Source organism: Devosia sp. XK-2, assembly GCF_037113415.1.
GTDB lineage: Bacteria > Pseudomonadota > Alphaproteobacteria > Rhizobiales > Devosiaceae > Devosia.
In genome coordinates, this window is the sequence record NZ_CP146608.1 from 3757508 (window position 1) to 3778381 (window position 20874).

Genomic DNA, 20874 nt, shown 5'->3' on the forward strand with positions numbered 1-20874 from the left:
GTCTAGACCCGGTTGACGCCCGGCATGCCGTCCAGCACGGCAAATTCCTGGAATTTTGCCGCCGTCGCCGCGGGGTCCTTGCGGTCGGAAATAGCCATCAGCTCCACCCGCGCCTGGTCGCTCGACAGATGCAGCAGGCAATAGCCATGCTTTCGTGCCTCGCCGAACTTGATATGCGGGTTTTCCGCCATCACCGTCGCCAAGGCACTGGCCGATGGCGGGTTGGAGGTGATCGAGCCGGTGACGAATTCGCTGGCCACCAATGCACCATCGGCCGCCTGCACATCGGCGGCATAGAAGGCGTGCAGATCCCCTCCGATCACCAATGGATTGGCGATACCCGCCCCCCGCATACTCGCCAGCAGCCGCTCACGGCCCGAGCGATAATGGTCCCAGCCATCATCGCTATAGCGGGTGCCCGGCCCCAGTTCGAGATCGCGCGCGGACAGCAGCGTTGTTTGCCCGATGATCGACCACTTGGCATCGCTCGCCTGCATGGTGCGGTCGAACCACGCCTCCTGTTCACGACCAAGCATGGAATAGCGATCCGGATCGGCCGGCTGCGGTGCGCCCGGCGCCGGATGGCGGTATTGCCGCGCATCGAGCAGCGTCAGGTCAACGAGATTGCCGAAGCGATGATGGCCATAGATGCGCAGGGCGTCGAAATTGGGTGCCGCCGATGGCGGCACCGGCATATGCTCATACCAGGCCTGATAGGCGGCGGCCCGGCGCTTGAGGAAAGCGGCGCGGTTGCGATCGCTGGGCGAGGCATCGCCCCCATAATTGTCGACCACCTCGTGGTCGTCCCAGGTCGCGAGCCACGGAAAGGCCGCATGGGCCGCCTGCAAATCCGGGTCGGACTTATAAAGCGCATAGCGGTCGCGATATTCGAATAGCAGCGACGGTGCCCCAGTGCCGTGCGAGCGCACATGCTGGGCCCCATAGCTCTTTTCATAGATGTAGTCGCCCAGATGCACGACCAGGTCGAGATCGCGCGCCGCCATGTCGCGATAGGCGCTATACCAGCCCTGCTCATATTGCTGGCAGGCGGCAAAGGCGAGGCTGAAGCGGCCATTGGCAGCCTCGGGCGCCGGCGCGGTCCGGGTACGCCCTACCGGGCTCAGCGCATCGCCGCAGCGAAAGCGGTAGAAATACCAGCGATCGGGCGCCAGCCCCTCCACTTCAACATGCACTGAATGGGCCCATTCCTGGCGAGCGCTGGCGATCCCCGCCTGTTCGACCAGGGCGAAGGTTTCATCTGAGGCAATTTCCCAGGCCACATCCAGGGGCGGATGCTGCGGCAAAGGCGCAAAGGAAAAGGGATCGGCCATATCGGGTTCGGCATCGGCAAAGATCAACCGCGTCCACAGGACAATACTGGTTGGCGTGGGGGTGCCGGACGCGACACCCAGGGCAAAGGGATCGCGGTCGAACCGCGCTGCTCGCACCGACCCCAGCATCGGCCAGACCGCTGCTGCCGCCAGTCCCGAGGCCAGAAAATGCCGCCGGCTGAGAGGGGAACCCATATGTGTCTCCATGGTCGAACACGTGTCGCCACGGCTTTGGCCATAGCCGGTGACATTGACATGACAAATTGCCGATCCTGCTGCGCCGGGGCCAATATCTGCGTCCAAAAGGAAATAAGGCGCGAGCGAGGTCGTCACATGATCACCGGTGAAACAGGGTGACCGAGGCCCTGAACCTTCAGTCTGCCTCCGGCTGGTTGGACAGGATTGCCCGAAGACAGCAGAAAACATATTCGGAGAGGTGCGTCGCCGGCATCTCGACAATCGGCGGCAATCGCAGGACATAGCGAGTCATGGCGAACCCCAAAAGCACGCTCGATACTGCACTCAGGGTTTGCGGTTCGGTGCGCTCATTGGCCAGTGCCGGGACAACTTGCGTTGCAAAGACTGTGCGCAGCCTGGTGGCGGAAGGCTCATGCGAGGGAGCCGAACGCAATAGGGCCTGAAAACGCGCGCCTGTTTCCCGATCCTCCCAAATCGCAACGAAATGGGCAGCAAGGCGCCTTGCCGTCTCCTCCGGTGACAACCCACTCACGTCGGGCAGGCGCAGGTTGAATTCGCTGGCTTCGGCGAACAATCCGTCCTTGCTGCCAAAATAGCGCATGATGAGTGCCGGGTCGCAATTGGCTCCCTCAGCGATATCGCGAACGGACACGCCGTCAAAGCCGCGTTCGGCGAATAGGCTTTTGGCGGTCTCAAAAATGCGCGCCCGCGTGCGTTCGGACTTCGATGGGGCCAGGCTTTGCGTCATGCCGGCATTTTTTCAACATTTGTTGACAAACGCAAGTGGCCATCATAAAAGTCAACAAGTGTTGAACAATGGAGTTCGTCATGTCGTCAAAGCTTGCCTCCGCACTGACCGTCCTGTCTTGCATCTTCACCCTCATCGCCGCGGCCATCGTTCTGGTCGGACCCTTTGCGGCAGCACTCATTGCCGCAATCAGCGCTATCGCCTTTGCTGCCTGGCTCTGGACATATGATGTGGGCGAGGCCGAAACCCGTAACCTGCTCTCGCCCTATCTCGCCATTCCGCCGCTCTTTGTCGCGCTGTCCGCGGCACGCTATGCCGGCGGCTGGGTGGAACTGCTGGCAACCCACTACGTCGGCCTGTTCAGCCCGGCCTTCGCCTTCACAGGCTCGAACTGGTTCGTGCTCCTGGTTTGCACTCCGGCGACGGTGATTCTTTTCGGCGGGTATTTGCTGAGCCGGCGCGCACCCATGGGCCGATATATGGCCTGGTGGGCGGCGCTCTACGCGGTGTCCGAGGGCGTTGTGCAATTGGCCGGCGGCTTTGCCGCAGACGCCGGACCGCTGGTCCTGGTCTCGGCCACATTGAGTCTGGCGCTTATTGGGGTCGGATTGGTGCTTTTGCAGCGGCTATTGGCGCCCAAAGCCGCTAGAGTTGAGGTTCCGCCTCCGCTCAGCGATCGCCAGCGCCTGCTCTGGGCCGCCCTCTTTGTCGCATCGGTCGGTGTTTACAGCGCCACCCTTCTCACCCAGGCAGGGCCGCTGCCCGTTTTCATCGTAGGTGGCTCCATGCTGGGCGGCATTATCGGCTGGTGGCTCACCACTTCTCGGGTTCCCGCCGACCCCTCCTGGTCGGTGCCGCTTTTCCTCCTGCTGCTCACCCTCTTCTACATTCACGTGGGTGAAGAGGCCCTGACCAACTTCAATGGCATGATCGCGGAAATCTCCGGCCAGCCCTGGAGCGACTACGACTTTATGATCCTGATTGGCCTGATCGGTCCCGTGGTCTGGTTTTTTGCCGCCTGGAGCCTATGGAAGCGGCAGGCAATCGGCAATTTCATCTTCTGGTTCCTGATCGTGGGGATGATTCTGGGTGAGCCGACCCATCTCATCGTCTTTCCCATCCGGCGGATGATGATGCTGGATAGTGGCTACGAATATTTCTCAGGCATGTATACGGCGCTCTTTCCCATGATTCCGGCGATCCTGGCGCTGGTTCGGATCACGCGTGATCATCGCATTGGAAAGGTCGCTTCATGAAACCGTTTCTCATTATTCTGGCCCTTGTCTGGTCAACGCCGGCTTTCGCCCATGGCTTTGCGGGCAGCGGCATTATCCACCCTTTGACCGGGCTCGATCACATGTTGGCGATGGTGGCGGTTGGCGCATGGAGCGCCCAATTGGGCGGGGCCGCCCTATGGCGCGTACCAGTGGCATTCCTGTTCGCGATGCTGGTGGGGGGCGCTGTGGGCATGGTCGGGCTCGCGGTGGGCGGCATGGAGGCCACGATTGCCAGCTCCGTTCTGCTGCTTGGCGTCGCGATCACCTGGGCACGACCCGTCGCGCTTCCTGTTGCACTGACGGCCACCCTCGCATTCGGCTTTGCCCATGGGCATGCCCATGGTGCGGAAATGCCGCTGTCGATAAGTCCTGCCCTCTATGTCCTGGGATTCCTGCTGACCACCGCCGGGCTGCATGTGATCGGTCTGGTTGGTGCCGCTTTGATCATCGAGCGGGGGCCTTCTGGCATGCGCCTTCTGCGCGGCGCCGGAGGGGTGGCCGCCATTATCGGAAGCGTCATGCTGCTGGCCTGAATTCGCGTTTGGGCGCCGCGCTGAAGAGCCGCCGTGTCTCACGGCGCGCTCACACCGCGCAGACCACTCAATTGCCGCCAATCTATTCGTAATATCAATACTATAGCACTGCCATGAGCGGTGCCAAAAAAGCAAAAAGGGTCCCGAAGGACCCTTTGCACCAAGGCTTGCGATACCTTGGAAACTGGAGCGGGCGATGGGATTCGAACCCACGACCCTAACCTTGGCAAGGTTATGCTCTACCCCTGAGCTACACCCGCGCTCCGTCTCGCAGCACTTGTAAGTGCGGCGACGGGCGCTATATGCCCAATCGCTGATCCGATTGCAACCCGGTTTTTTGACGATTTGTCTTTCTTGCTTAAACCTGTGGGAATCGGGGCTTGCCAGTTGGGCATTCGCGGGCGCAAAAAGGCCGCGAATGCTGCCTTTCCTGCCCAGTCGAAGAGTGGAAAACCATGACCTTGTCTTTTGATGGCGCCCCTGCCGCCGCCCCGGTGCCCGCCGACTTGATCCGGGAGGGCACCGATGCCGGCTTTAAAGCCGATGTTATCGATGCCTCGCTCGACGTGCCCGTGCTCGTCGATTTCTGGGCGCCCTGGTGCGGGCCCTGCCGCCAGCTTGGGCCCGCCATCGAAAAGGTCGTCACCGAAAAGGCCGGCCAGATCAAACTGGTCAAGATCAATATCGACGAGCATCCCCAGATTGCCGGTCAGCTCGGGGTGCAATCCATTCCGGCCGTCTTTGCCTTTGCCGGTGGCCGCCCGGTCGACGGCTTCATGGGCGCAATGCCCGAAGGCGAAGTGCGCCGCTTTGCCGAAAAGCTGATTGCCGCCGCTTCTGCCGCGGGTGGTGCTCAGCCCAATGGTGGCGATTCGCTCGAGGCCCAGATCGCCCAGGCCAACGAGGCCGCAAAGGCGGCGGTGGCCGCCGGTGACCTGGGCCAGGCCGCCCAGATTTTCGGCATGGTGCTGCAGCATGCGCCGGACAATGCCGAGGCCCTGATCGGCCTGGCCGGCGTCTATGTCAGCGCCGGCGAGATCGACCAGGCCAAGGCCACGCTCGATCTGGTGCCCGAGGACAAGCGCAACGGCGATGCCTATATCGCCCATAGCCATGCCATTCGCCTCAAGGAAGAGGCGGCCGGCCTCTCCGAAGCGGCCACCCTGGAAGCGGCCATTGCCGCCGATCCGGACGATCATCAGTCCCGGCTCGACCTGGCTGTAGTCCTCAATGCCGAAGGCAAGCGCCTGGAGGCCGCCGAGGCCCTGGTCGCCAGCTTCAAGCGCGACCGGGCATGGAACGACGAAGCGGCGCGCAAGAAGCTGCTTGAATTCTTCGAAGCTTGGGGCCCCAAGGACCCCGCCACGCTCAAGGGGCGTCGCCTCCTTTCGGCGGTGCTCTTTTCCTGACAGGATATCCTGAATGCCAAAGCGCCCGACCAGCCCCGCAGAGCTGCCCAAATCCGTTCCGGTCTTTCCGCTGAGCGGCGCGCTGCTATTGCCTTACGCGCACCGTCCGCTCAATATTTTCGAGCCGCGTTACATCGAGATGGTTGACGCCGCCCTGCGTGGGGACCGGCTGATCGGGCTGATTCAGCCCGAAGACACCAGCGAGGAGAGCCCCAAGGGTCGCGCCCCGCTGCAATCGGTGGGGTGCCTGGGGCGCCTCACCCATTTCGAGGAAAGCGGCGATGGCCGCTATTTCATTATTCTCGAAGGGGTCACCCGCTTCCGCCTGCTCCATGAGTTGACCGTGATGACCCCCTATCGGCAATGCGTGATTTCTGCCGAAGGCTATGAGGCCGATTTTTCCCGCAATCACGGCGAGGACGCGGTCGATCGCGCCCGCTTCGTCAAGATGATGCGCGACTATGCCGAATTCGCCAATTTCGAGCTCAATTGGGAAGAGATCGAATCGACCGGCACCGCGGATCTGGTCAATTTCTGCTGCATGGTTTCGCCCTATGGGGCGGCGGAAAAGCAGGTTTTGCTCGAAGCCAAAACCCTCGAAGAGCGCGCCGAGACGCTAATCGCCATGACCGAATATGAAATGGCGCGCGGCGGCACGGACGGCGCCGCGCCGCTCAATTGATGGCCGAGCCCCCCACCGGGCCCGAGCCGCGCCACGTCGTGGCACCGCAAATGCTCGAAATGCTGGTCTGCCCGTTGACCAAGACCCGGCTGACCCTCACGGCCGACAGGACCGAGCTGATCTCGGTCGCCGCGCGGCTGGCCTTTCCCATCCGCAAGGGTGTGCCCCTGCTCAGCATCGAAGAAGCCCGCAACGTGGACCCCGAGGAAATCCAGCACCACTCGCGATAGGGTGGACTGACCGTTCTAGATCGGCATGCCGCTGAGCAGTTTTGGGGCGCCGCTACCGACACCCGCTGCGGCCCGGATCAAAGCGGATTTGACCGGACCGGCGCGATCGACAAGGCCCAGTCCGAAATCGCGCAGGGCCCGAACGGGGGCCACATCATTAGAAAACAGCCGGTTCATTCCGTCGGTGACCATGGCCATGGAGGCGGTGTCGAGGCGCCGCCAGCTCTGATAGCGCGCCAGCACATCCGGTCCGCCATGATCGAGGCCGAGGCGCAGGGCCTCCACCAGCACTTCGGCCAATGCCGCCACATCCTTGAGCCCCAGATTGAGCCCCTGGCCGGCAATGGGATGTACCACATGGGCCGCATCGCCGATCAGCGCCAGGCGCGGGCCGATAAAGCTCCGTGCCAATTGCAGGCGCAGCGGAAAGCCCATGAGCTTGTCCTCGAGCGTAACGCGGCCCAGAACCGATCCCATCGCTGCCTCGATTTCCGCGGCCAGATCGTCCGGCGCCATGGCTAGCAAGCGCGGCGCATCGGCGCTGGTTTCCGTCCAGACCAGAGAGGAGCGATTTCCGGGCAATGGCAGGCTGGCAAAGGGGCCGGCGGGCCGGAAATGTTCGTAAGCCACCCCCTCATGGCTCAATTCGTGCGCAATGGTCGCCACCAGGCCCGTCTGGCCGTAATCGTGGCCGACGGTTCCGATACCTGCGCGCTTGCGCAGATTGGATTGCGCTCCGTCGGCGGCCACGATCAGGGGCGCCACAAGCATGCGGCCATCAGCCAGGGCAAGTCGCCCCGATGCACCCTCGGCGGCCCAATCGGTAATTTCGGCGGGCGCTACAACGGTAATCGCATTCTCCACCGCCGCCATCAGCGCAGTGCTGCTGGCCTGGTTGGGCACCATATGGGCGAAAGGCTCGCCCGGCGCCACATCCCCGTCAAAGCTGAGGAAAAGCGGCCGCGACAGGTCGTTCCTGCCCGAATCGGTAATCTGCATGCGCGCAATGGGCTGGGATTGGCCTTCCATGTCCTTCCAGACGCCCAGCGCCTCGAATATGCGGCGCACGCCCGCAGCTATGGCCGAGGCGCGATTGTCGCGTGGCACCGAGAGCGGCCGGCGGTCCACCAGGGCGACATCGATACCGGGCGCCGAACGGACCAGTGCCAACGCCAGGGTCATGCCCACAGGGCCACCCCCTACAATGATAACGTCATGCCGCTGCGCGCCGGGATGGGACATATCGATCTCCTTGCCGCCCATTGTCCGCTCTGGCCGTCCGGGAGGCAAGCGCGTCATTGCCGCGGCAAAAATGCACAAAATATAGGCGTATTGAAATTTCGGCCAAGCAAGTGGTTACTATTTGGGCATTTGTACGCTGCCTTGGAGTTGCCACAAATCAGCCGGAAATGCTCCCGACTCACTAAGGCATTGTAAATATTGGATTTATATCCAGAAGACCCAGTTTGGCACGGCTCTTGAGTCCAGTGGTGCATCGGACACCCAAGGCAGAAAGGGGCAAGCATGAAACTGGTGGTTGCAATCATCAAACCATCACGGCTCGAGGAGGTGCGCCAGGCACTCAACTCGCTCGACGTTCACGGCATGACCGTGACCGAGGTGAAGGGCTATGGCCGCCAGAAAGGCCATTCCGAAATCTACCGCGGCACCGAATATGCCGTGCATTTCCTGCCCAAGCTCAAGGTCGAGATCGCCGTCGATGACGGCATTGCCGATGCGGTGAGTGCCGCTATCCGCGATGCCGCCCAGACCGGCCGTATCGGCGACGGCAAGATTTTCGTGCTCGACCTGCTCGCCGTTACGCGCATCCGCACCGGTGAAACCGGCGCTTCCGCGCTTTGACGCCACCGATTTCAGGAGAAATAAAGACAATGACAGGGTTCAAGACTCCCCTAAAGATCGCGGGTGGTGTGGCGTTGACCTCGCTTCTGCTCGCCCTTCCGGCTCTCGCCCAGGATGCGGCGCCGGCCGAAGAAATGGTCGAGGCGGCTGCAACCGCCTCCCAGGATGTCGTCTTCATCCTCAATACGCTGCTGCTCTTGATCGGTGGCTTCCTGGTGTTCTGGATGGCCGCTGGCTTTGCCATGGTCGAAGCGGGCATGGTCCGCACCAAGAACGTCTCCATGCAGCTTCTGAAGAACGTTTCGCTCTTCGCTGTGGCCTGCCTTCTCTACTACCTCATCGGCTACAACCTGATGTATCCGCTGGGCAATTGGGCCATCGGTTCGGATGAAACCGGCGGCTATCTCGGCGCCTTCGGCATCGCCGTCCTTGAGGCTGTGGGCATCACTGCCGACCAGGCCGACGACATTTCCTATGCCGCGACCAGCTCGGACTTCTTCTTCCAGGTGATGTTCTGCGCCACAACTGCCTCGATCGTTTCGGGCACGCTGGCCGAACGCATCAAGATCTGGCCCTTCCTGATCTTCACGGTCGTGCTGACCGGCCTCATCTACCCCATCCAGGGCGCCTGGAAGTGGGGCGGCGGTTTCCTCGACAGCCAGTTCGGCTTCCTCGATTTCGCCGGTTCCACCGTGGTGCACTCGGTGGGTGGCTGGGCCGCTCTGGCGGGCGTGCTGTTGCTCGGCGCCCGTCGCGGCAAGTACAATGCCGATGGTTCGGTCAATGCCATGCCCGGCTCCAACATGCCGCTGGCAACCCTGGGCATGTTCATCCTCTGGCTCGGCTGGTACGGCTTTAACGGTGCCTCCCAGCTCGCCATGGGTTCGGTGGGCGACGTGGCCGATGTCGGTCGCATCATGGCCAATACCAATGCCGGTGCCGTCGGTGGCGCCCTGGCCGCGATGATCCTGACCGCCATCATCTACAAGAAGGTCGACTTGACCTTCGTGATCAACGGCGCTCTGGCCGGTCTGGTGTCCATCACCGCTGAACCGCTGTTCCCGGGCCTGGGCACCGCGACCATCATCGGTGCTGTCGGCGGCATCATCGTCGTCCTGGCCGTGCCCATGCTCGACAAGCTCAAGATCGACGACGTGGTCGGCGCCATTCCGGTCCACCTGCTCGCCGGCATCTGGGGCACCATTGCGGTGGTCTTCACCAATCCCGATGCGACCCTGGGCGGCCAGCTGATCTCGATCATCATCGTCGGCATCTTCGTCTTCGTGGTGAGCTTCGTGGTCTGGTTCATCCTCAAGGCGACCATGGGTCTGCGTCCGACCGCTGAAGACGAAGATCTGGGCCTGGACAAGGCCGAGGTCGGCGTCGAGGCCTATCCCGAGTTCAAGTAACGCAATCTGGATGGCCGGGTCCGCCCGGCCATCCGCCGCTTGCCAGCGGCGTGCAGCCCGCGTCCCTCTTGGCCCGCCACAGAGGCTTCCCACTCGCAAAATGCGCGGACTGCACACCCCTGGCAAGTTGCCCAGAAATTAAGCATTGTATCGAAATTCTGCACGGAATTTAGGCATCGATCTGCCCAATTCCGTGGCTCACTGCGTCGTCAAGTTGCAAGCATCTGAAAATCAACGACAAATCACTGCCGGTTCATTTGGCACGGGGTTTGACTCTTCTATGACGTTCCAGCAAGCGCCGCGGCGCCAAAAGGGGGTCACATGAAACTGGTGGTTGCCATTATCAAGCCTTCCCGACTCGAAGACGTCAGGCAGGCGCTTACCACACTCGACGTGCACGGCATGACCGTGACCGAAGTGAAGGGTTATGGCCGGCAGAAGGGTCATTCCGAGATCTATCGCGGCACCGAATATGCCGTGCATTTCCTGCCCAAGCTCAAGCTCGAAATCGCAGTCGATGACGACCTGGTCGACCAGATCGTTTCGGCCATCCGCGAAACGGCCCAGACCGGGCGCATTGGCGATGGCAAGATTTTCGTGCTCGATCTCCTGGCCGCGACCCGCATCCGCACTGGTGAAACCGGCGCTTCGGCGCTGTGAGCCGCTTCCCAATTCCGGAGACAAATAGAATGAAACTGTCCAAAGTTCTGGGGGGCGCAACTCTGGCCTCCCTCCTTATGGCCCTGCCGGCCTTTGCCCAGGATACAGCGGCACCCGCCGCCGAAGCTGTTGCCGAGACGGCCGCTGCCGTCGTTGACAAGGGCGATGTGGCCTGGATGCTGGTCTCGACCATGGTCGTCATTGTCATGACCGTTCCGGGCCTGGCCCTGTTCTATGGTGGCCTGGTGCGTGCCAAGAACATCTTGAGCGTATTGACCCAGGTGTTTCTCGGCTTCTCCATGATTGCCATTCTCTGGGTCGCCTATGGCTATTCGCTGGCTTTTGCCGGCCCCACCGAGGGTGGCCTCTCCGCCTTTTTCGGCGATTTCTCCAAGTTCTTCCTCTCCGGCGTGACGCTCGAATCCACCGCCGCCACCTTCTCGGCCGGCTTCGAGCTGCCCGAAATGGTCTTTGTGATCTTCCAGCTCACCTTCGCCTGCATCACCTCGACCCTGATCGTGGGCGGCATTGCCGAGCGCATGAAATTTGGTGCCCTCATGGCGTTCCTCGCCATCTGGTTCACCTTCTCCTACATCCCCATGGCCCATATGGTCTGGTCCGGTCCCGGCCTGCTTTTCGGCATGGGCGCCTATGACTTTGCCGGCGGCACCGTGGTGCATATCAATTCCGGTGTGGCCGCCCTGGTCGCCGCCCTGATGCTGGGCGCGCGCAAGGGCTATCTCAAGGAACCCATTCCGCCGCATAATCTGGTGCTCACCTATATTGGTGCGGGCCTCCTGTGGTTCGGCTGGTTCGGTTTCAATGCCGGCTCGAACCTGGAAGCCAATGCGCTGACGGCCGTTGCCCTGGTCAACACCATCCTCGCCCCTGCCGCCGGTGCTCTGGCCTGGGCCCTGGCCGAGCGGGTCACCCGCGGTCACGCTTCGGCTCTGGGTGCGGTTTCCGGTGCTGTGGCTGGCCTGGTGGCCATTACACCCGCCGCCGGCTTCTCCGGCGTGGGTGGTGCCATTGTGCTCGGCGCCGTCGCCGGCGTGATCTGTCTCTGGGCCGTGGTCAATCTCAAGCCCATGCTCAAATATGACGATAGCCTCGACGTTTTCGGCATTCACGGCGTGGGCGGCATTGTCGGTGCCCTGGGTACCGCCATCGTCGCCAACCCCTCCTTCGGCGGCTATCCGCTGGACGGCTATGACATGGGCGGCCAGTTCATGATCCAGCTCACCAGCGTTGTGGTTGCCGTCGTCTGGTCGGGCGTCGTGGCCCTGCTCGCCATGCTGATCGTCAAGGCTCTGTTCGGCGGAGCCAAGGTGTCCGAGCAGGCCGAAAGCGATGGTCTCGACCTCGCGACCCATGGCGAACGCGCCTACAACTAAGCATTCTGGCGGGCGGCACCATGGTGCCGCCCGTTCCATGTCCGGCAATTGCCGATGGTTAGCACGCGATTAACCACACATGGTTAGCATGACGGCATTACGGCCCACTTCGATGGTTTGCGGGCCGAAAGTGAGTAATGCGTTTCATGCCCAGCCATCCCGTTCCGACCCTCGACGAAGTTCGCAGCCTGCCGGCCCGCGCCGCCCGTAATCCGGGCCGGTCGGCCAAGGCGCCAATGCCGCCGCCGGCCATTGCCATTCGCATTCCGTTGCGCATTGCCGGGCTCCTGGTTCTGGGACTATGCGCCATTCTTCTGGCGTCGCTCGCCTCCTGGTCGGTCGATGATCCGTCCTTGTCGCTGGCCACGGTCAAGGCCCCGGCCAATTGGCTGGGCTATCCCGGTGCGGTCATTGCCGATCTGACCTTCCAGTTTCTGGGGCTGGCGGGCCTGGTCATGGTCGTGCCGCTGGCGCTGTGGGGCTGGACCATGGCGCGCCGGCATGTGGTGACCCATGCGGGATTGCGCCTGGCCTCTTGGATCGGGGCCGTCCTTTTGTCCTCGGGCGTGTTCGCTTTCGTCGCCATGCCGGAAACATGGCCCCTGCCCACCGGGCTGGGCGGGCTTGCCGGCATGCTGTTCACCAATCTGGCCGGGCTGATCGCCGGAGCCGACCCGCAGCCGGTAACCTCGGGCCTGTTCGCCATCATTCTCGCCGCGCCGGCCCTGGCGCTGTTCTGGATCGCCATGGGGCTGGGCACATCCATTCCCGCGCGGCCATCGAAAGTCGCTGCGGCGCGCCAGGCCGATGACGAGCGCGAGCCCAATCCGGTCGTCGAGGTCGCCATGGGCGCCATCGTGCATATGGCTTATTCCATGCGCACCGCCTTCCGCCGTGCCAAGGCCGAGCATGCCGCCCGCCGGGCTGCCGACGAGCAGCACGATTTCGACCATGGCGCCGAGCCGCCCATGCATGCCGCACCCGACACGCCTATGGATCGCGAACCGGTCAGCGTTGCACCGCAGCGCCGCATCCATGTACCCAGCCCGCAGGTCGAACCCAGTTTCGAGCCTTCGGCGCGCATCATGGCGCAGCCGGAATATGACGACACCGCCATCGATTATCCCGACGAGCCGGATGACGATATCCCCTTCGTGCCCGATGCGCCCATGCCCTCGCGCACGCAACGCGGCGATTCGCGCTTTCATCCTGCCGATCCGGCCGCGCCCCGCGTGGCAGCACCGGCGCCGCGCCCGGCCCAGGGCCAGCGTCAGTTCCGCGAGGCTCAGGGCTCGCTGCTCGATGAGCCGGCAGGGTTTGAGCTGCCTGAATTGAGCCTATTGGCGGAGCCCAAGCGCTCCGGCCCCATGCCCGAGCATTCCCCGGAACGCCTTGAAGAGATGGCGCGGCAGCTCGAAGCCGTGCTGGGCGATTTCGGCGTCAAGGGCGACATTATCAATGTCCGCCCCGGCCCGGTCGTCACCCTGTTCGAACTCGAACCGGCGCCCGGCATCAAATCGAGCCGCGTGATCTCGCTGGCCGACGACATTGCCCGTTCCATGAGCGCTATTTCGGCCCGCGTCGCCGTGGTGCCGGGGCGCAATGCCATTGGCATAGAGCTGCCCAATCAGAGCCGGGAAACCGTCTATTTCCGCGAAATGCTGGCCTCGTCCGACTTCGAGAAAATGAAGGGCAAGCTGCCCATCTGCCTGGGCAAGACCATTGGCGGCGAGCCGGTCATTGCCGACCTCGCCCGCATGCCCCACCTGCTCATTGCCGGCACCACCGGTTCGGGCAAGTCGGTAGGCATCAACACCTTCATTCTCTCGCTGCTCTACCAGATGACGCCCGAGCAGTGCCGCATGATCATGATCGACCCGAAGATGCTCGAGCTCTCGATCTATGACGGCATTCCGCACCTTCTTACTCCAGTGGTGACGGACCCCCAGAAGGCGGTCGTTGCCCTGAAATGGGCCGTGCGCGAAATGGAAGATCGCTATCGCAAGATGAGCAAGATCGGTGTCCGCAACATCGACGGCTTCAATCAGCGTGTGGCCGAGGCCCGGAAGGAAGGCCGCACCATTACCCGCACGGTGCAGACCGGCTTTGACCGCGAAACCGGCGAGGCGATTTTTGAGAGCGAGGAATTCGATCTCGAGCCCTTGCCCTATATCGTCATCATCGTCGACGAAATGGCCGACCTGATGATGGTGGCCGGCAAGGACATTGAAGGCGCCATCCAGCGCCTGGCGCAGATGGCCCGCGCCGCCGGCATCCATATGGTCACCGCAACCCAGCGTCCCTCGGTCGACGTCATCACCGGCACCATCAAGGCGAATTTCCCGACGCGTATCTCCTTCATGGTGACGTCCAAGATCGACAGCCGCACCATTCTGGGCGAGCAGGGCGCCGAGCAGCTCCTGGGCAATGGCGACATGCTCTACATGGCCTCTGGCGGCCGCACCAAGCGCCTGCACGGTGCCTTTGTGTCCGACGGCGAAGTCGAGAGCGTGGTCAATCATTTGAAGAGCCAGGGCACGCCGGATTATCTCGACAATATCACCGAGGAAGAAGAAAGCGGCTATGGCGAGGGCGGCGGCTCGGGCGACGAAAGCTATGCCGGCTCGGGCGACGAGCTTTACGACAAGGCCGTCCACATTGTGATGACCGACAAAAAGGCCTCGACCTCCTACATCCAGCGGCGCCTGGCCATTGGCTACAACAAGGCGGCGACGCTCATTGAGCGCATGGAAAATGAAGGGGTCATCAGCCCAGCCAACCATGCCGGTAAACGCGAAATCCTGGTCGGAGACAATGCCGACGGCTATTGAGCCGCCGAGCGCTGGTTGCATAGGCCCGGCAATGCCGGGCCTTTGATTTTGACGCGCAGACTCGACACTATTTCAGTTATGACTTATATAAGTTATAACTGAAATAGAGGATATGCTGATGACTTTTGACATTGCGGCGCATCTGGGCGCCATCACGCGCGAAGTGCGCGACCGTGAGATTGAGGGCAAGCCCGGCAAGGTCATTATCGCCTCGCGTGTCTATGACACGACGCCGGCCGATCTTTGGGATGCGCTGACCCAACCCGACCGTATCAGCCGCTGGTTTGCGCCGATCAGCGGTGAGCTCAAGCTGGGCGGCCGCTACGCCGTCAAGGACAATGCCAGCGGCACGATCACCGCGTGCGAGCCGCAAAAGCGCGTTGAACTGACCTGGGAATTTGGTGGATATACCAGCTGGGTCAATTTCAGCATTTCGCCGGCCGACGGGGGGACGCTGCTGGAGCTTGAACATATTGCCCATGTCAGCCCGCACTGGACCCAATTTGGCGCCGGTGCCGTTGGCGTCGGCTGGGAGCTGGGATTTTTGGGGCTGGCCGCGCATTTGAAACGTCCTGCCGATGATGTGCGGGCCGAAGGGGTGAACAATTGGGAGACCTCGCCAGAGGCCAAGGAACTGGTGCGCCAGGCCAGTGCCGGTTGGGGGAAGGCCGAGATCGCAGCCGGCGAGGCACCCGAACAGGCGCATAGGGCCGCCGAGGCGACGCGGCGCTTCTTTTCCGGCGAGCCGCCATTGGAGACCTGATGCACGCTTTTGACGTTCTTGGCGACCCGGTGCGCCGCCGCATCCTCGAACTGCTTGCTGAAAAAGAGCACGCGTCAGGGGAGGTCGTTGCGGTGATCGTGCCTGAGTTCGGCATTTCCCAGGCGGGGGTCAGCCAACACCTCAAGGTCCTGCGCGAGAACGGTTTCGCGCAGGTCCGTGTCGAAGGTACCCGCCGCGTCTATCAGCTCGACACGACCCCGTTGCGGGGCGTCGATGACTGGCTGGAGCGATTTCGCGTATTTTGGCCGGTCCGCATGGAAGCTCTGGCCACCGAGATTGCGCGGGGCAAGAAACAGCGCGGCAAACGCGACTAGCCGCGCTCGCCATTTGGTGAAAGCGACCGGCGCGGAACTTTCCACCTGTTGCCGCAATTGCTGCCTAGGTTAGGGTCAGTACACAAGACCCAGCGTGGAGTGCCAGTTCATGATTCGCCGTACCGCCCTGATGTTCGGATTTGCTGCGGCACTTGCGCCTCTACTGCCGGCGCTCGCACAGAGCCGGGCGCTGACGCCCGAAGAGCAGCAATTGATCAATGAGATCAATGCCCACAATACGGCAATCCGCACCATGGTGGGCCGGTTCCTGCAGATCGACACCAATGGCGGCCGTCAGGAAGGCACTTTCTTTCTCGAGCGGCCAAACAAGGTCGCCTTCCGCTATGCGCCCCCCAGCCGCGAGGAGATCGTCTCGATCGGGCGCGGCTTTTACGTCGTGGACCGGCGCGAAGAGACCTATTACGCCTATCCTCAGGACTCGATCCCGCTCCGCCAGTTCCTGGGCGACCAGATCAACCTGCTCAATGCCAATGTTATCGACGTTACCAATACCGATGGCTATCTCTCGATCACCGTCATCGACAATACGGTGGCCGGCACCGTGCAGGTCTCGCTGATCTTTGACACCGAAACCAAGGATCTGGCGCAATGGACGCTGGTCGAGCCCTCAGGCTCCGAGCTGACCTTCTCGCTTTACGATGTGCAGAAGGGCGTTGAAATTCCCAACCACTTCTTCACCTTCCCCTCGACCTATCGCGGCAAGGAGCCGGGGACCTGACGCCGTCCTGCAGGCAATATGCCTATAAGGCCCGGTCGATCCGGGCCTTTTTGCTGGTCAATGGCCAAAAGCCAGCAAGGCAATAAGGCCCGCGCCGCCCACCACAATGCGCCACCAGGCAAAGGGGGCAAAGCCGTAGCGGCTGACGAAATTCAGGAGATAGCGCACCACCAATGCGCCCGCCACAAAGGCCGCCGCAAAGCCGATGGCCACATTGAGCGCGATGCTGGTGTCGATCAGATCGCGGCTTTTATAGAGATCATAGCCAAAGGCGCCCACCATGATCGGCAGGGCGATAAAGAAGGTGAATTCGGCCGCCGCCCGCTTGCTGGCGCCGAACAGCATGCCCCCCACCACGGTCGAGCCGGAGCGCGAGACACCCGGCACCAGGCTCAACATCTGAAACAGGCCGATGATCAGCGCCAGATGCCAGGGGAAACGGTAGATATCGTCATATTTGGGCTCAAGCTTGAGGCGGTCCACAATGAGCAGGACAATGCCGCCGACCAGCAGCGTGATGCAGATCAGCATGGCCGATTCCCACAAATCGCCCTGGATGAAGTCGCGCAGCAGCACGCCGGCGATCACCGCGGGCAGGCAGGCCAGCACCACGGCAAGCGCGAACTGCCAGGCATAGGCCTTGCCGGTCAGCGCATCGCGGATCAGCATGCCCAGCTTGGCGAAATAGACCGTGATTACCGCCAGAATGGCACCGAGCTGGATCAGCACGATAAAGGTCTTGGGCTGGCTCAGGCCGAAGAAATGATCGGCCAGCAACAGGTGGCCGGTCGAGCTGACCGGCAGGAATTCTGTGAGCCCTTCCAGGATTCCGAGGATAAGGGGCACAAAAAGACCTTGATCGGCGTTCATTTGATCCCCTAACTCGTTCCCAGGGTTGTTTTTGCCCACGTCTCTTAGCGGTGTTCGCCAAATGCGCCAAGCGGGGGACGCGCGAAGCAGACCCGCAACCATTTCAGAGCCTTGTTCATGCCCAGCCTTGTGCATTACCCGCTTGATCCTGCTTCCCGCCTCATCCGGCTGATGTGCGCCGAATATGGCGTGCCGCTGGATCTGGAGGAGACCAAGCCCTGGCTGCGCGAAGAGGCTCTGTTGGCCATCAATCCGGCCGCGACCCTGCCCATTCTGTTCACCGAAGCGGATCAGCCCATCGTTGGCATATTGGCCACCATCCATGCGGTTGAGGATTTCTATACCCCCGACGCAGTGGGCGGCCTGTTCCCCACCGATCCCCTGGACCGGGCCGAGATGTGGCGCCTGGCCGAATGGGCCCTGGTCAAGCTCAATGACGAGGTGACGCGCTATCTGCTCGAGGAGAAGATCGCCAAGCGCGACCAGCGCGGCGCCACGCCCGAACCCTCGGTCCTGCGGGCCGCCAAGGCCAATCTCACCGAGCATCTGCTCTATTTCAACTGGCTGCTGGCCAGCCGCAACTGGGTGGCAGGCGACACCATGACCCTTGCCGATTTTGCCCTGGCCGCGCACTTTTCCACGCTCGACTATATGGGCGATATCGACTGGTCCAAAGTGCCGGGCGAAACCCGGGACTGGTATTCCCGCATCAAGTCGCGACCGGCCTTCCGCACCCTGCTCAATGACCGTGTCGTGGCCATGCCGCCCTCCAAGGGCTATGCGGATCTGGACTTTTAGTCCTATCTGACGGCATGGCCCAAGCCGGCACCGAAAAACTCGTCTCCGAACTCAGGGCCCGTGCCCTGGGGTTGGGCTTTGATGCCTTTGGCATTGCCCGCGCCGATGCCCGGCCCGACCTGCCCGAAAAACTGCACCACGCCCTGGCCGAAGGCTGGCACGCCGATATGGATTGGATGGCCGAAACCGAAGAGCGTCGGGGCGATCCGCGCCGGCTGTGGTCCGATGCGCGCTCGGTCATCTTGCTCGGTGTCAATTACGGCCCCGAGATCGACCCCATGGACCTCCTTGCCGAAAAGAGCGTCGGCAATATTTCCGCCTATGCCCGCAATCGCGATTATCACGACATCATCAAGGGGCGCTTGAAAGAGCTGGCGGGGCTTCTTGCCCGGCGCGCCGGCGTCGATGTGAAGGTCTTTGTCGATACCGCGCCCCTGATGGAAAAGCCGCTGGCCGAGGCGGCGGGGCTTGGCTGGCAGGGCAAGCATTCGGTACTGGTCAGCCGCCAATTCGGATCCTGGCTGTTTCTGGGCGCCATCCTCACCGATCTCGACCTGCCCCCGGACCAGCCGCATGCCGAAAGCTGCGGCTCCTGCACCAAATGCCTCGATGTCTGCCCCACCAACGCCTTTCCCGCGCCATTCCGCCTCGATGCACGAAAATGCCTCGCCTATTACTCGGTCGAGCATAAGGGCCCCATTCCGCGCGAATTCCGCCGCCCCATGGGCAATCGTATCTATGGTTGCGACGATTGCCTGGCCGTCTGCCCCTGGAATAAATTTGCCTCGATCAGCCGTGAGGCCAAGCTCAGGAGCCGCCCTGAATTTGAACGCCCGCCACTGGCCGCGCTGGCGCAACTGGACGATGCGCAGTTCCGCGCCCTGTTTGCCGGCTCCCCGGTCAAGCGCATTGGGCATGCGCGGTTTTTGCGCAATGCGCTGATTTGCATCGGTAATTCGGACGACCGGGATTTGCTGCCTCTCGTGGAGGCCAGGCTGGGTGACCCATCGCCTCTGGTGCGCGGCGCTGCGATATGGGCCTTGCGGCGGCTCGATGCGGAACGGGCCGAGAGCTTGCGGCTGGACAGGCTGGCGCAGGAAAGCGATAGCGATGTCCGGACGGAATGGGAGGGCGCGGTCTGATGCGAGCATTTTTCTTTGGCTTGGGTTTTTCCTCCATCAATGCGGCGGAGGCCATGCGCCAGGGCGGTTTCGCGCACATTGGCGGCACGGTGCGCTCGGAAGAAAAGGCCGCGCAATTGCGGGCCGACAATATTGACGCCGTGCTGTTCGACGGTACGACGCCCGGCCCTGCTATATGGGACGCACTGGCCAGGGTTAGCCATGTCATCCTGTCCATTGCGCCTGACGACAGAGGCGATCCGGTTCTGCGCCATCACCGCGCCGATCTCGACGCGGCCGGCCAATTGCAGTGGCTCTGCTATTATTCGACGGTCGGGGTCTATGGCGATTTCGGCGGCGACTGGATCGACGAGACAGCGCCCCTGGTGCCGCGCAATATGCGCTCGGATCGGCGTGTATTGGCCGAACAGGCCTGGCGCGACTATGCCGCCGAACGCGGCGTGCCGCTCTGCATTTTGCGGCTGGCCGGCATCTATGGCCCGGGCCGCTCGACATTCGATAAATTGCGGGCCGGAACCGCCCGCCGCGTGATCAAACCGGGGCAGGTGTTCAACCGCATCCATGTCGCCGACATTGCCAGAGTGACGGCACTGGCGGCGGAGCGGCGGCTGGATGGGACCTTCAACCTGGCCGATGACGAGCCGGCGCCGCCCCAGGATGTCATCGCTTATGCCGCGCAGATGATCGGCATGGATGTGCCGCCGGACCTGCCCATAGAAACGGCCGAAATGACGCCCATGCAGCGCAGCTTCTATCGCGACAATAAACGCGTCTCCAACAGGGCCATCAAACAGGCCCTTGGCATTGACCTGCTCTACCCCGATTATCGCGCCGGCCTTGGCCAAATCCTCGAAAGCGACAAATGACCCCACAACCCGCCAGATCGGCTCCGCAAGGCCTGACGCTCGAGGGCCGGTATACGCGCCTCGAACCCATAGCACGGCACCATGCCCCCGATCTCTTCGCGGTCGCCAATCTGCCCGGTGGCCCGGAACGGTTCCGCTGGCTGTTCAGTGAAGCACCCTCAAGCCTCGCGGCGGCCGAAGCCTGGATAGATCAGGTCAATGCCGGGCAGGACCGCTATGTGGCGGTCCTCGACAAGGCCAGCGGCAGGGCCGTCGGCCAGCAGGCCTGGATGCGTATTCGCCCCGAGCACGGGTCGATAGAAATTGGCGGCGTCTATTGGGGCCTGCCCATGGCGCGCAGCCGCCTGGCCACCGAAGCGCTCTATCTATTCGCCCGCCATGCCTTCGATGATCTCGGCTATCGGCGCTTCGAGTGGAAATGCAATAATGGCAATGAACCGTCAAAAGCTGCCGCGACCCGCTTCGGCTTTACTTACGAAGGTCTTTTCCGCCAGGACATGATCGTCAAGGGCCAGAGCCGCGATACGGCCTGGTTCTCCATGCTGGATAGCGAATGGCCCGCTCTCCGGAGCGAATATGAGCGCTGGCTGAGCCCGGACAATTTCGATGCGTCGGGTGGGCAGAAGACCCGTTTGGCAACACGCGGCTAGGCTCTGTCAGTTTCTGACGGAAACGCGAGGTTGGCCCCTCCCCTCCTCCTTGAGGGGAGGGGCTGGGGGTGGGGGTCCATCGGCGACTCACAAAACCGCTCCACCCTCTGTTCCCTCCCGCCGATGGGGAAGGGAACAGAGGTCGT

At 62.4% G+C, this 20874-nt stretch carries 21 protein-coding genes and 1 tRNA gene; 17 read left to right on the forward strand and 5 right to left on the reverse strand.

Annotated elements, in window-relative coordinates; all coding sequences use genetic code 11:
- Positions 1–2 precede the first annotated feature (2 nt).
- Positions 3–1526, reverse strand: a complete 1524-nt coding sequence (locus V8Z65_RS18495) for an alkaline phosphatase D family protein (protein ID WP_338721660.1) — start codon at positions 1524–1526, stop codon at positions 3–5.
- 178 nt (positions 1527–1704) lie between these two features.
- Positions 1705–2277, reverse strand: coding sequence for a TetR family transcriptional regulator (locus tag V8Z65_RS18500; RefSeq protein WP_338721661.1), 573 nt, complete (start codon positions 2275–2277; stop codon positions 1705–1707).
- 80 nt (positions 2278–2357) lie between these two features.
- Between V8Z65_RS18500 and V8Z65_RS18505 the strand changes: the two genes are divergently transcribed.
- Together V8Z65_RS18505 and V8Z65_RS18510 are read left to right on the forward strand one after the other, a co-directional pair.
- A complete protein-coding gene (locus V8Z65_RS18505) occupies positions 2358–3533 on the forward strand; it encodes a hypothetical protein (protein WP_338721663.1) in 1176 nt (391 codons plus the stop codon).
- On the forward strand, positions 3530–4087 hold the full coding sequence (locus V8Z65_RS18510) for a HupE/UreJ family protein (RefSeq protein ID WP_338721664.1): 558 nt from the start codon (positions 3530–3532) through the stop codon (positions 4085–4087). The genes V8Z65_RS18505 and V8Z65_RS18510 overlap by 4 nt, the downstream gene beginning before the upstream one ends.
- A 185-nt stretch (positions 4088–4272) precedes the next feature.
- On the opposite strand, the gene V8Z65_RS18515 is transcribed toward V8Z65_RS18510, so the two are convergent.
- Positions 4273–4347, reverse strand: a tRNA-Gly gene (locus tag V8Z65_RS18515).
- 195 nt (positions 4348–4542) lie between these two features.
- On the opposite strand from V8Z65_RS18515, the gene V8Z65_RS18520 reads away from it, so the two are divergent.
- Genes V8Z65_RS18520 through V8Z65_RS18530 form a run of 3 tightly spaced genes read left to right on the forward strand, consistent with a single transcriptional unit; the run spans position 4543 to position 6408 of the window.
- Complete coding sequence (locus V8Z65_RS18520) at positions 4543–5496, forward strand: co-chaperone YbbN (RefSeq protein WP_338721665.1); 954 nt, start codon at positions 4543–4545, stop codon at positions 5494–5496.
- 13 nt (positions 5497–5509) lie between these two features.
- Positions 5510–6178, forward strand: a complete 669-nt coding sequence (locus V8Z65_RS18525) for an LON peptidase substrate-binding domain-containing protein (protein ID WP_338721666.1) — start codon at positions 5510–5512, stop codon at positions 6176–6178.
- Complete coding sequence (locus tag V8Z65_RS18530) at positions 6178–6408, forward strand: Trm112 family protein (protein WP_338721667.1); 231 nt, start codon at positions 6178–6180, stop codon at positions 6406–6408. The genes V8Z65_RS18525 and V8Z65_RS18530 overlap by 1 nt, the downstream gene beginning before the upstream one ends.
- Positions 6409–6423: 15 nt before the next feature.
- Here the strand turns inward: V8Z65_RS18530 and V8Z65_RS18535 are convergent, their stop codons facing one another.
- Entirely contained in the window at positions 6424–7650 is a 1227-nt protein-coding gene (locus V8Z65_RS18535; RefSeq protein WP_338721668.1) for an FAD-dependent monooxygenase, read from the reverse strand.
- A gap of 282 nt (positions 7651–7932) precedes the next feature.
- Between V8Z65_RS18535 and V8Z65_RS18540 the strand changes: the two genes are divergently transcribed.
- From V8Z65_RS18540 to V8Z65_RS18575, 8 genes are all read left to right on the forward strand, one after another.
- Entirely contained in the window at positions 7933–8271 is a 339-nt protein-coding gene (locus V8Z65_RS18540; RefSeq protein ID WP_220305464.1) for a P-II family nitrogen regulator, read from the forward strand.
- Between the two features lie 29 nt (positions 8272–8300).
- Positions 8301–9680 (forward strand): ammonium transporter, encoded by a 1380-nt coding sequence (locus V8Z65_RS18545; protein WP_338721669.1) that lies wholly within the window; start codon positions 8301–8303, stop codon positions 9678–9680.
- Positions 9681–10001: 321 nt separating this feature from the next.
- Entirely contained in the window at positions 10002–10340 is a 339-nt protein-coding gene (locus V8Z65_RS18550) for a P-II family nitrogen regulator (RefSeq protein WP_338721670.1), read from the forward strand.
- Between the two features lie 29 nt (positions 10341–10369).
- Positions 10370–11734, forward strand: a complete 1365-nt coding sequence (locus V8Z65_RS18555) for an ammonium transporter (RefSeq protein WP_338721671.1) — start codon at positions 10370–10372, stop codon at positions 11732–11734.
- A gap of 137 nt (positions 11735–11871) precedes the next feature.
- Positions 11872–14565, forward strand: a complete 2694-nt coding sequence (locus tag V8Z65_RS18560) for a DNA translocase FtsK (protein WP_338721673.1) — start codon at positions 11872–11874, stop codon at positions 14563–14565.
- 118 nt (positions 14566–14683) lie between these two features.
- A complete protein-coding gene (locus V8Z65_RS18565) occupies positions 14684–15328 on the forward strand; it encodes an SRPBCC family protein (RefSeq protein WP_338721675.1) in 645 nt (214 codons plus the stop codon).
- Positions 15328–15663 (forward strand): metalloregulator ArsR/SmtB family transcription factor, encoded by a 336-nt coding sequence (locus tag V8Z65_RS18570; protein WP_338721677.1) that lies wholly within the window; start codon positions 15328–15330, stop codon positions 15661–15663. Before V8Z65_RS18565 ends, V8Z65_RS18570 begins: the two co-directional genes overlap by 1 nt.
- A gap of 109 nt (positions 15664–15772) precedes the next feature.
- Positions 15773–16402, forward strand: coding sequence for an outer-membrane lipoprotein carrier protein LolA (locus tag V8Z65_RS18575; RefSeq protein WP_338721679.1), 630 nt, complete (start codon positions 15773–15775; stop codon positions 16400–16402).
- Between the two features lie 57 nt (positions 16403–16459).
- Here the strand turns inward: V8Z65_RS18575 and V8Z65_RS18580 are convergent, their stop codons facing one another.
- Entirely contained in the window at positions 16460–17272 is an 813-nt protein-coding gene (locus V8Z65_RS18580) for an undecaprenyl-diphosphate phosphatase (RefSeq protein ID WP_338721680.1), read from the reverse strand.
- Positions 17273–17389: 117 nt separating this feature from the next.
- On the opposite strand from V8Z65_RS18580, the gene V8Z65_RS18585 reads away from it, so the two are divergent.
- The 4 genes from V8Z65_RS18585 to V8Z65_RS18600 are packed head-to-tail and all read left to right on the forward strand — an operon-like array spanning position 17390 to position 20728.
- On the forward strand, positions 17390–18070 hold the full coding sequence (locus V8Z65_RS18585; protein ID WP_338721681.1) for a glutathione S-transferase family protein: 681 nt from the start codon (positions 17390–17392) through the stop codon (positions 18068–18070).
- A 14-nt stretch (positions 18071–18084) separates the two neighbouring features.
- Entirely contained in the window at positions 18085–19212 is a 1128-nt protein-coding gene (gene queG / locus V8Z65_RS18590) for a tRNA epoxyqueuosine(34) reductase QueG (protein ID WP_338721682.1), read from the forward strand.
- The gene (locus tag V8Z65_RS18595) at positions 19212–20078 is read left to right on the forward strand and encodes an SDR family oxidoreductase (protein ID WP_338721683.1); all 867 of its coding nucleotides are present in this window, start codon (positions 19212–19214) and stop codon (positions 20076–20078) included. The genes queG and V8Z65_RS18595 overlap by 1 nt, the downstream gene beginning before the upstream one ends.
- Positions 20075–20728: a GNAT family protein gene (locus V8Z65_RS18600; protein WP_338721684.1), complete on the forward strand. Its 654-nt coding sequence runs from the start codon at positions 20075–20077 to the stop codon at positions 20726–20728. Before V8Z65_RS18595 ends, V8Z65_RS18600 begins: the two co-directional genes overlap by 4 nt.
- Positions 20729–20874: the final 146 nt, after the last annotated feature.

What these genes read in the sequence shown, in the direction of transcription:
- V8Z65_RS18560 (WP_338721673.1), top strand. Translation starts at nt 11,872, where the DNA reads ATGCGTTTCATGCCCAGCCATCCCGTTCCGACCCTCGACGAAGTTCGC.
- V8Z65_RS18530 (WP_338721667.1), top strand. Translation starts at nt 6,178, where the DNA reads ATGGCCGAGCCCCCCACCGGGCCCGAGCCGCGCCACGTCGTGGCACCG.
- V8Z65_RS18580 (WP_338721680.1), bottom strand. Translation starts at nt 17,272, where the DNA reads ATGAACGCCGATCAAGGTCTTTTTGTGCCCCTTATCCTCGGAATCCTG.
- V8Z65_RS18520 (WP_338721665.1), top strand. Translation starts at nt 4,543, where the DNA reads ATGACCTTGTCTTTTGATGGCGCCCCTGCCGCCGCCCCGGTGCCCGCC.
- V8Z65_RS18555 (WP_338721671.1), top strand. Translation starts at nt 10,370, where the DNA reads ATGAAACTGTCCAAAGTTCTGGGGGGCGCAACTCTGGCCTCCCTCCTT.
- V8Z65_RS18495 (WP_338721660.1), bottom strand. Translation starts at nt 1,526, where the DNA reads ATGGGTTCCCCTCTCAGCCGGCGGCATTTTCTGGCCTCGGGACTGGCG.
- V8Z65_RS18545 (WP_338721669.1), top strand. Translation starts at nt 8,301, where the DNA reads ATGACAGGGTTCAAGACTCCCCTAAAGATCGCGGGTGGTGTGGCGTTG.
- V8Z65_RS18525 (WP_338721666.1), top strand. Translation starts at nt 5,510, where the DNA reads ATGCCAAAGCGCCCGACCAGCCCCGCAGAGCTGCCCAAATCCGTTCCG.
- V8Z65_RS18535 (WP_338721668.1), bottom strand. Translation starts at nt 7,650, where the DNA reads ATGTCCCATCCCGGCGCGCAGCGGCATGACGTTATCATTGTAGGGGGT.
- V8Z65_RS18585 (WP_338721681.1), top strand. Translation starts at nt 17,390, where the DNA reads ATGCCCAGCCTTGTGCATTACCCGCTTGATCCTGCTTCCCGCCTCATC.
- V8Z65_RS18565 (WP_338721675.1), top strand. Translation starts at nt 14,684, where the DNA reads ATGACTTTTGACATTGCGGCGCATCTGGGCGCCATCACGCGCGAAGTG.
- V8Z65_RS18575 (WP_338721679.1), top strand. Translation starts at nt 15,773, where the DNA reads ATGATTCGCCGTACCGCCCTGATGTTCGGATTTGCTGCGGCACTTGCG.
- V8Z65_RS18540 (WP_220305464.1), top strand. Translation starts at nt 7,933, where the DNA reads ATGAAACTGGTGGTTGCAATCATCAAACCATCACGGCTCGAGGAGGTG.
- V8Z65_RS18600 (WP_338721684.1), top strand. Translation starts at nt 20,075, where the DNA reads ATGACCCCACAACCCGCCAGATCGGCTCCGCAAGGCCTGACGCTCGAG.
- queG (WP_338721682.1), top strand. Translation starts at nt 18,085, where the DNA reads ATGGCCCAAGCCGGCACCGAAAAACTCGTCTCCGAACTCAGGGCCCGT.
- V8Z65_RS18570 (WP_338721677.1), top strand. Translation starts at nt 15,328, where the DNA reads ATGCACGCTTTTGACGTTCTTGGCGACCCGGTGCGCCGCCGCATCCTC.
- V8Z65_RS18550 (WP_338721670.1), top strand. Translation starts at nt 10,002, where the DNA reads ATGAAACTGGTGGTTGCCATTATCAAGCCTTCCCGACTCGAAGACGTC.
- V8Z65_RS18505 (WP_338721663.1), top strand. Translation starts at nt 2,358, where the DNA reads ATGTCGTCAAAGCTTGCCTCCGCACTGACCGTCCTGTCTTGCATCTTC.
- V8Z65_RS18500 (WP_338721661.1), bottom strand. Translation starts at nt 2,277, where the DNA reads ATGACGCAAAGCCTGGCCCCATCGAAGTCCGAACGCACGCGGGCGCGC.
- V8Z65_RS18510 (WP_338721664.1), top strand. Translation starts at nt 3,530, where the DNA reads ATGAAACCGTTTCTCATTATTCTGGCCCTTGTCTGGTCAACGCCGGCT.
- V8Z65_RS18595 (WP_338721683.1), top strand. Translation starts at nt 19,212, where the DNA reads ATGCGAGCATTTTTCTTTGGCTTGGGTTTTTCCTCCATCAATGCGGCG.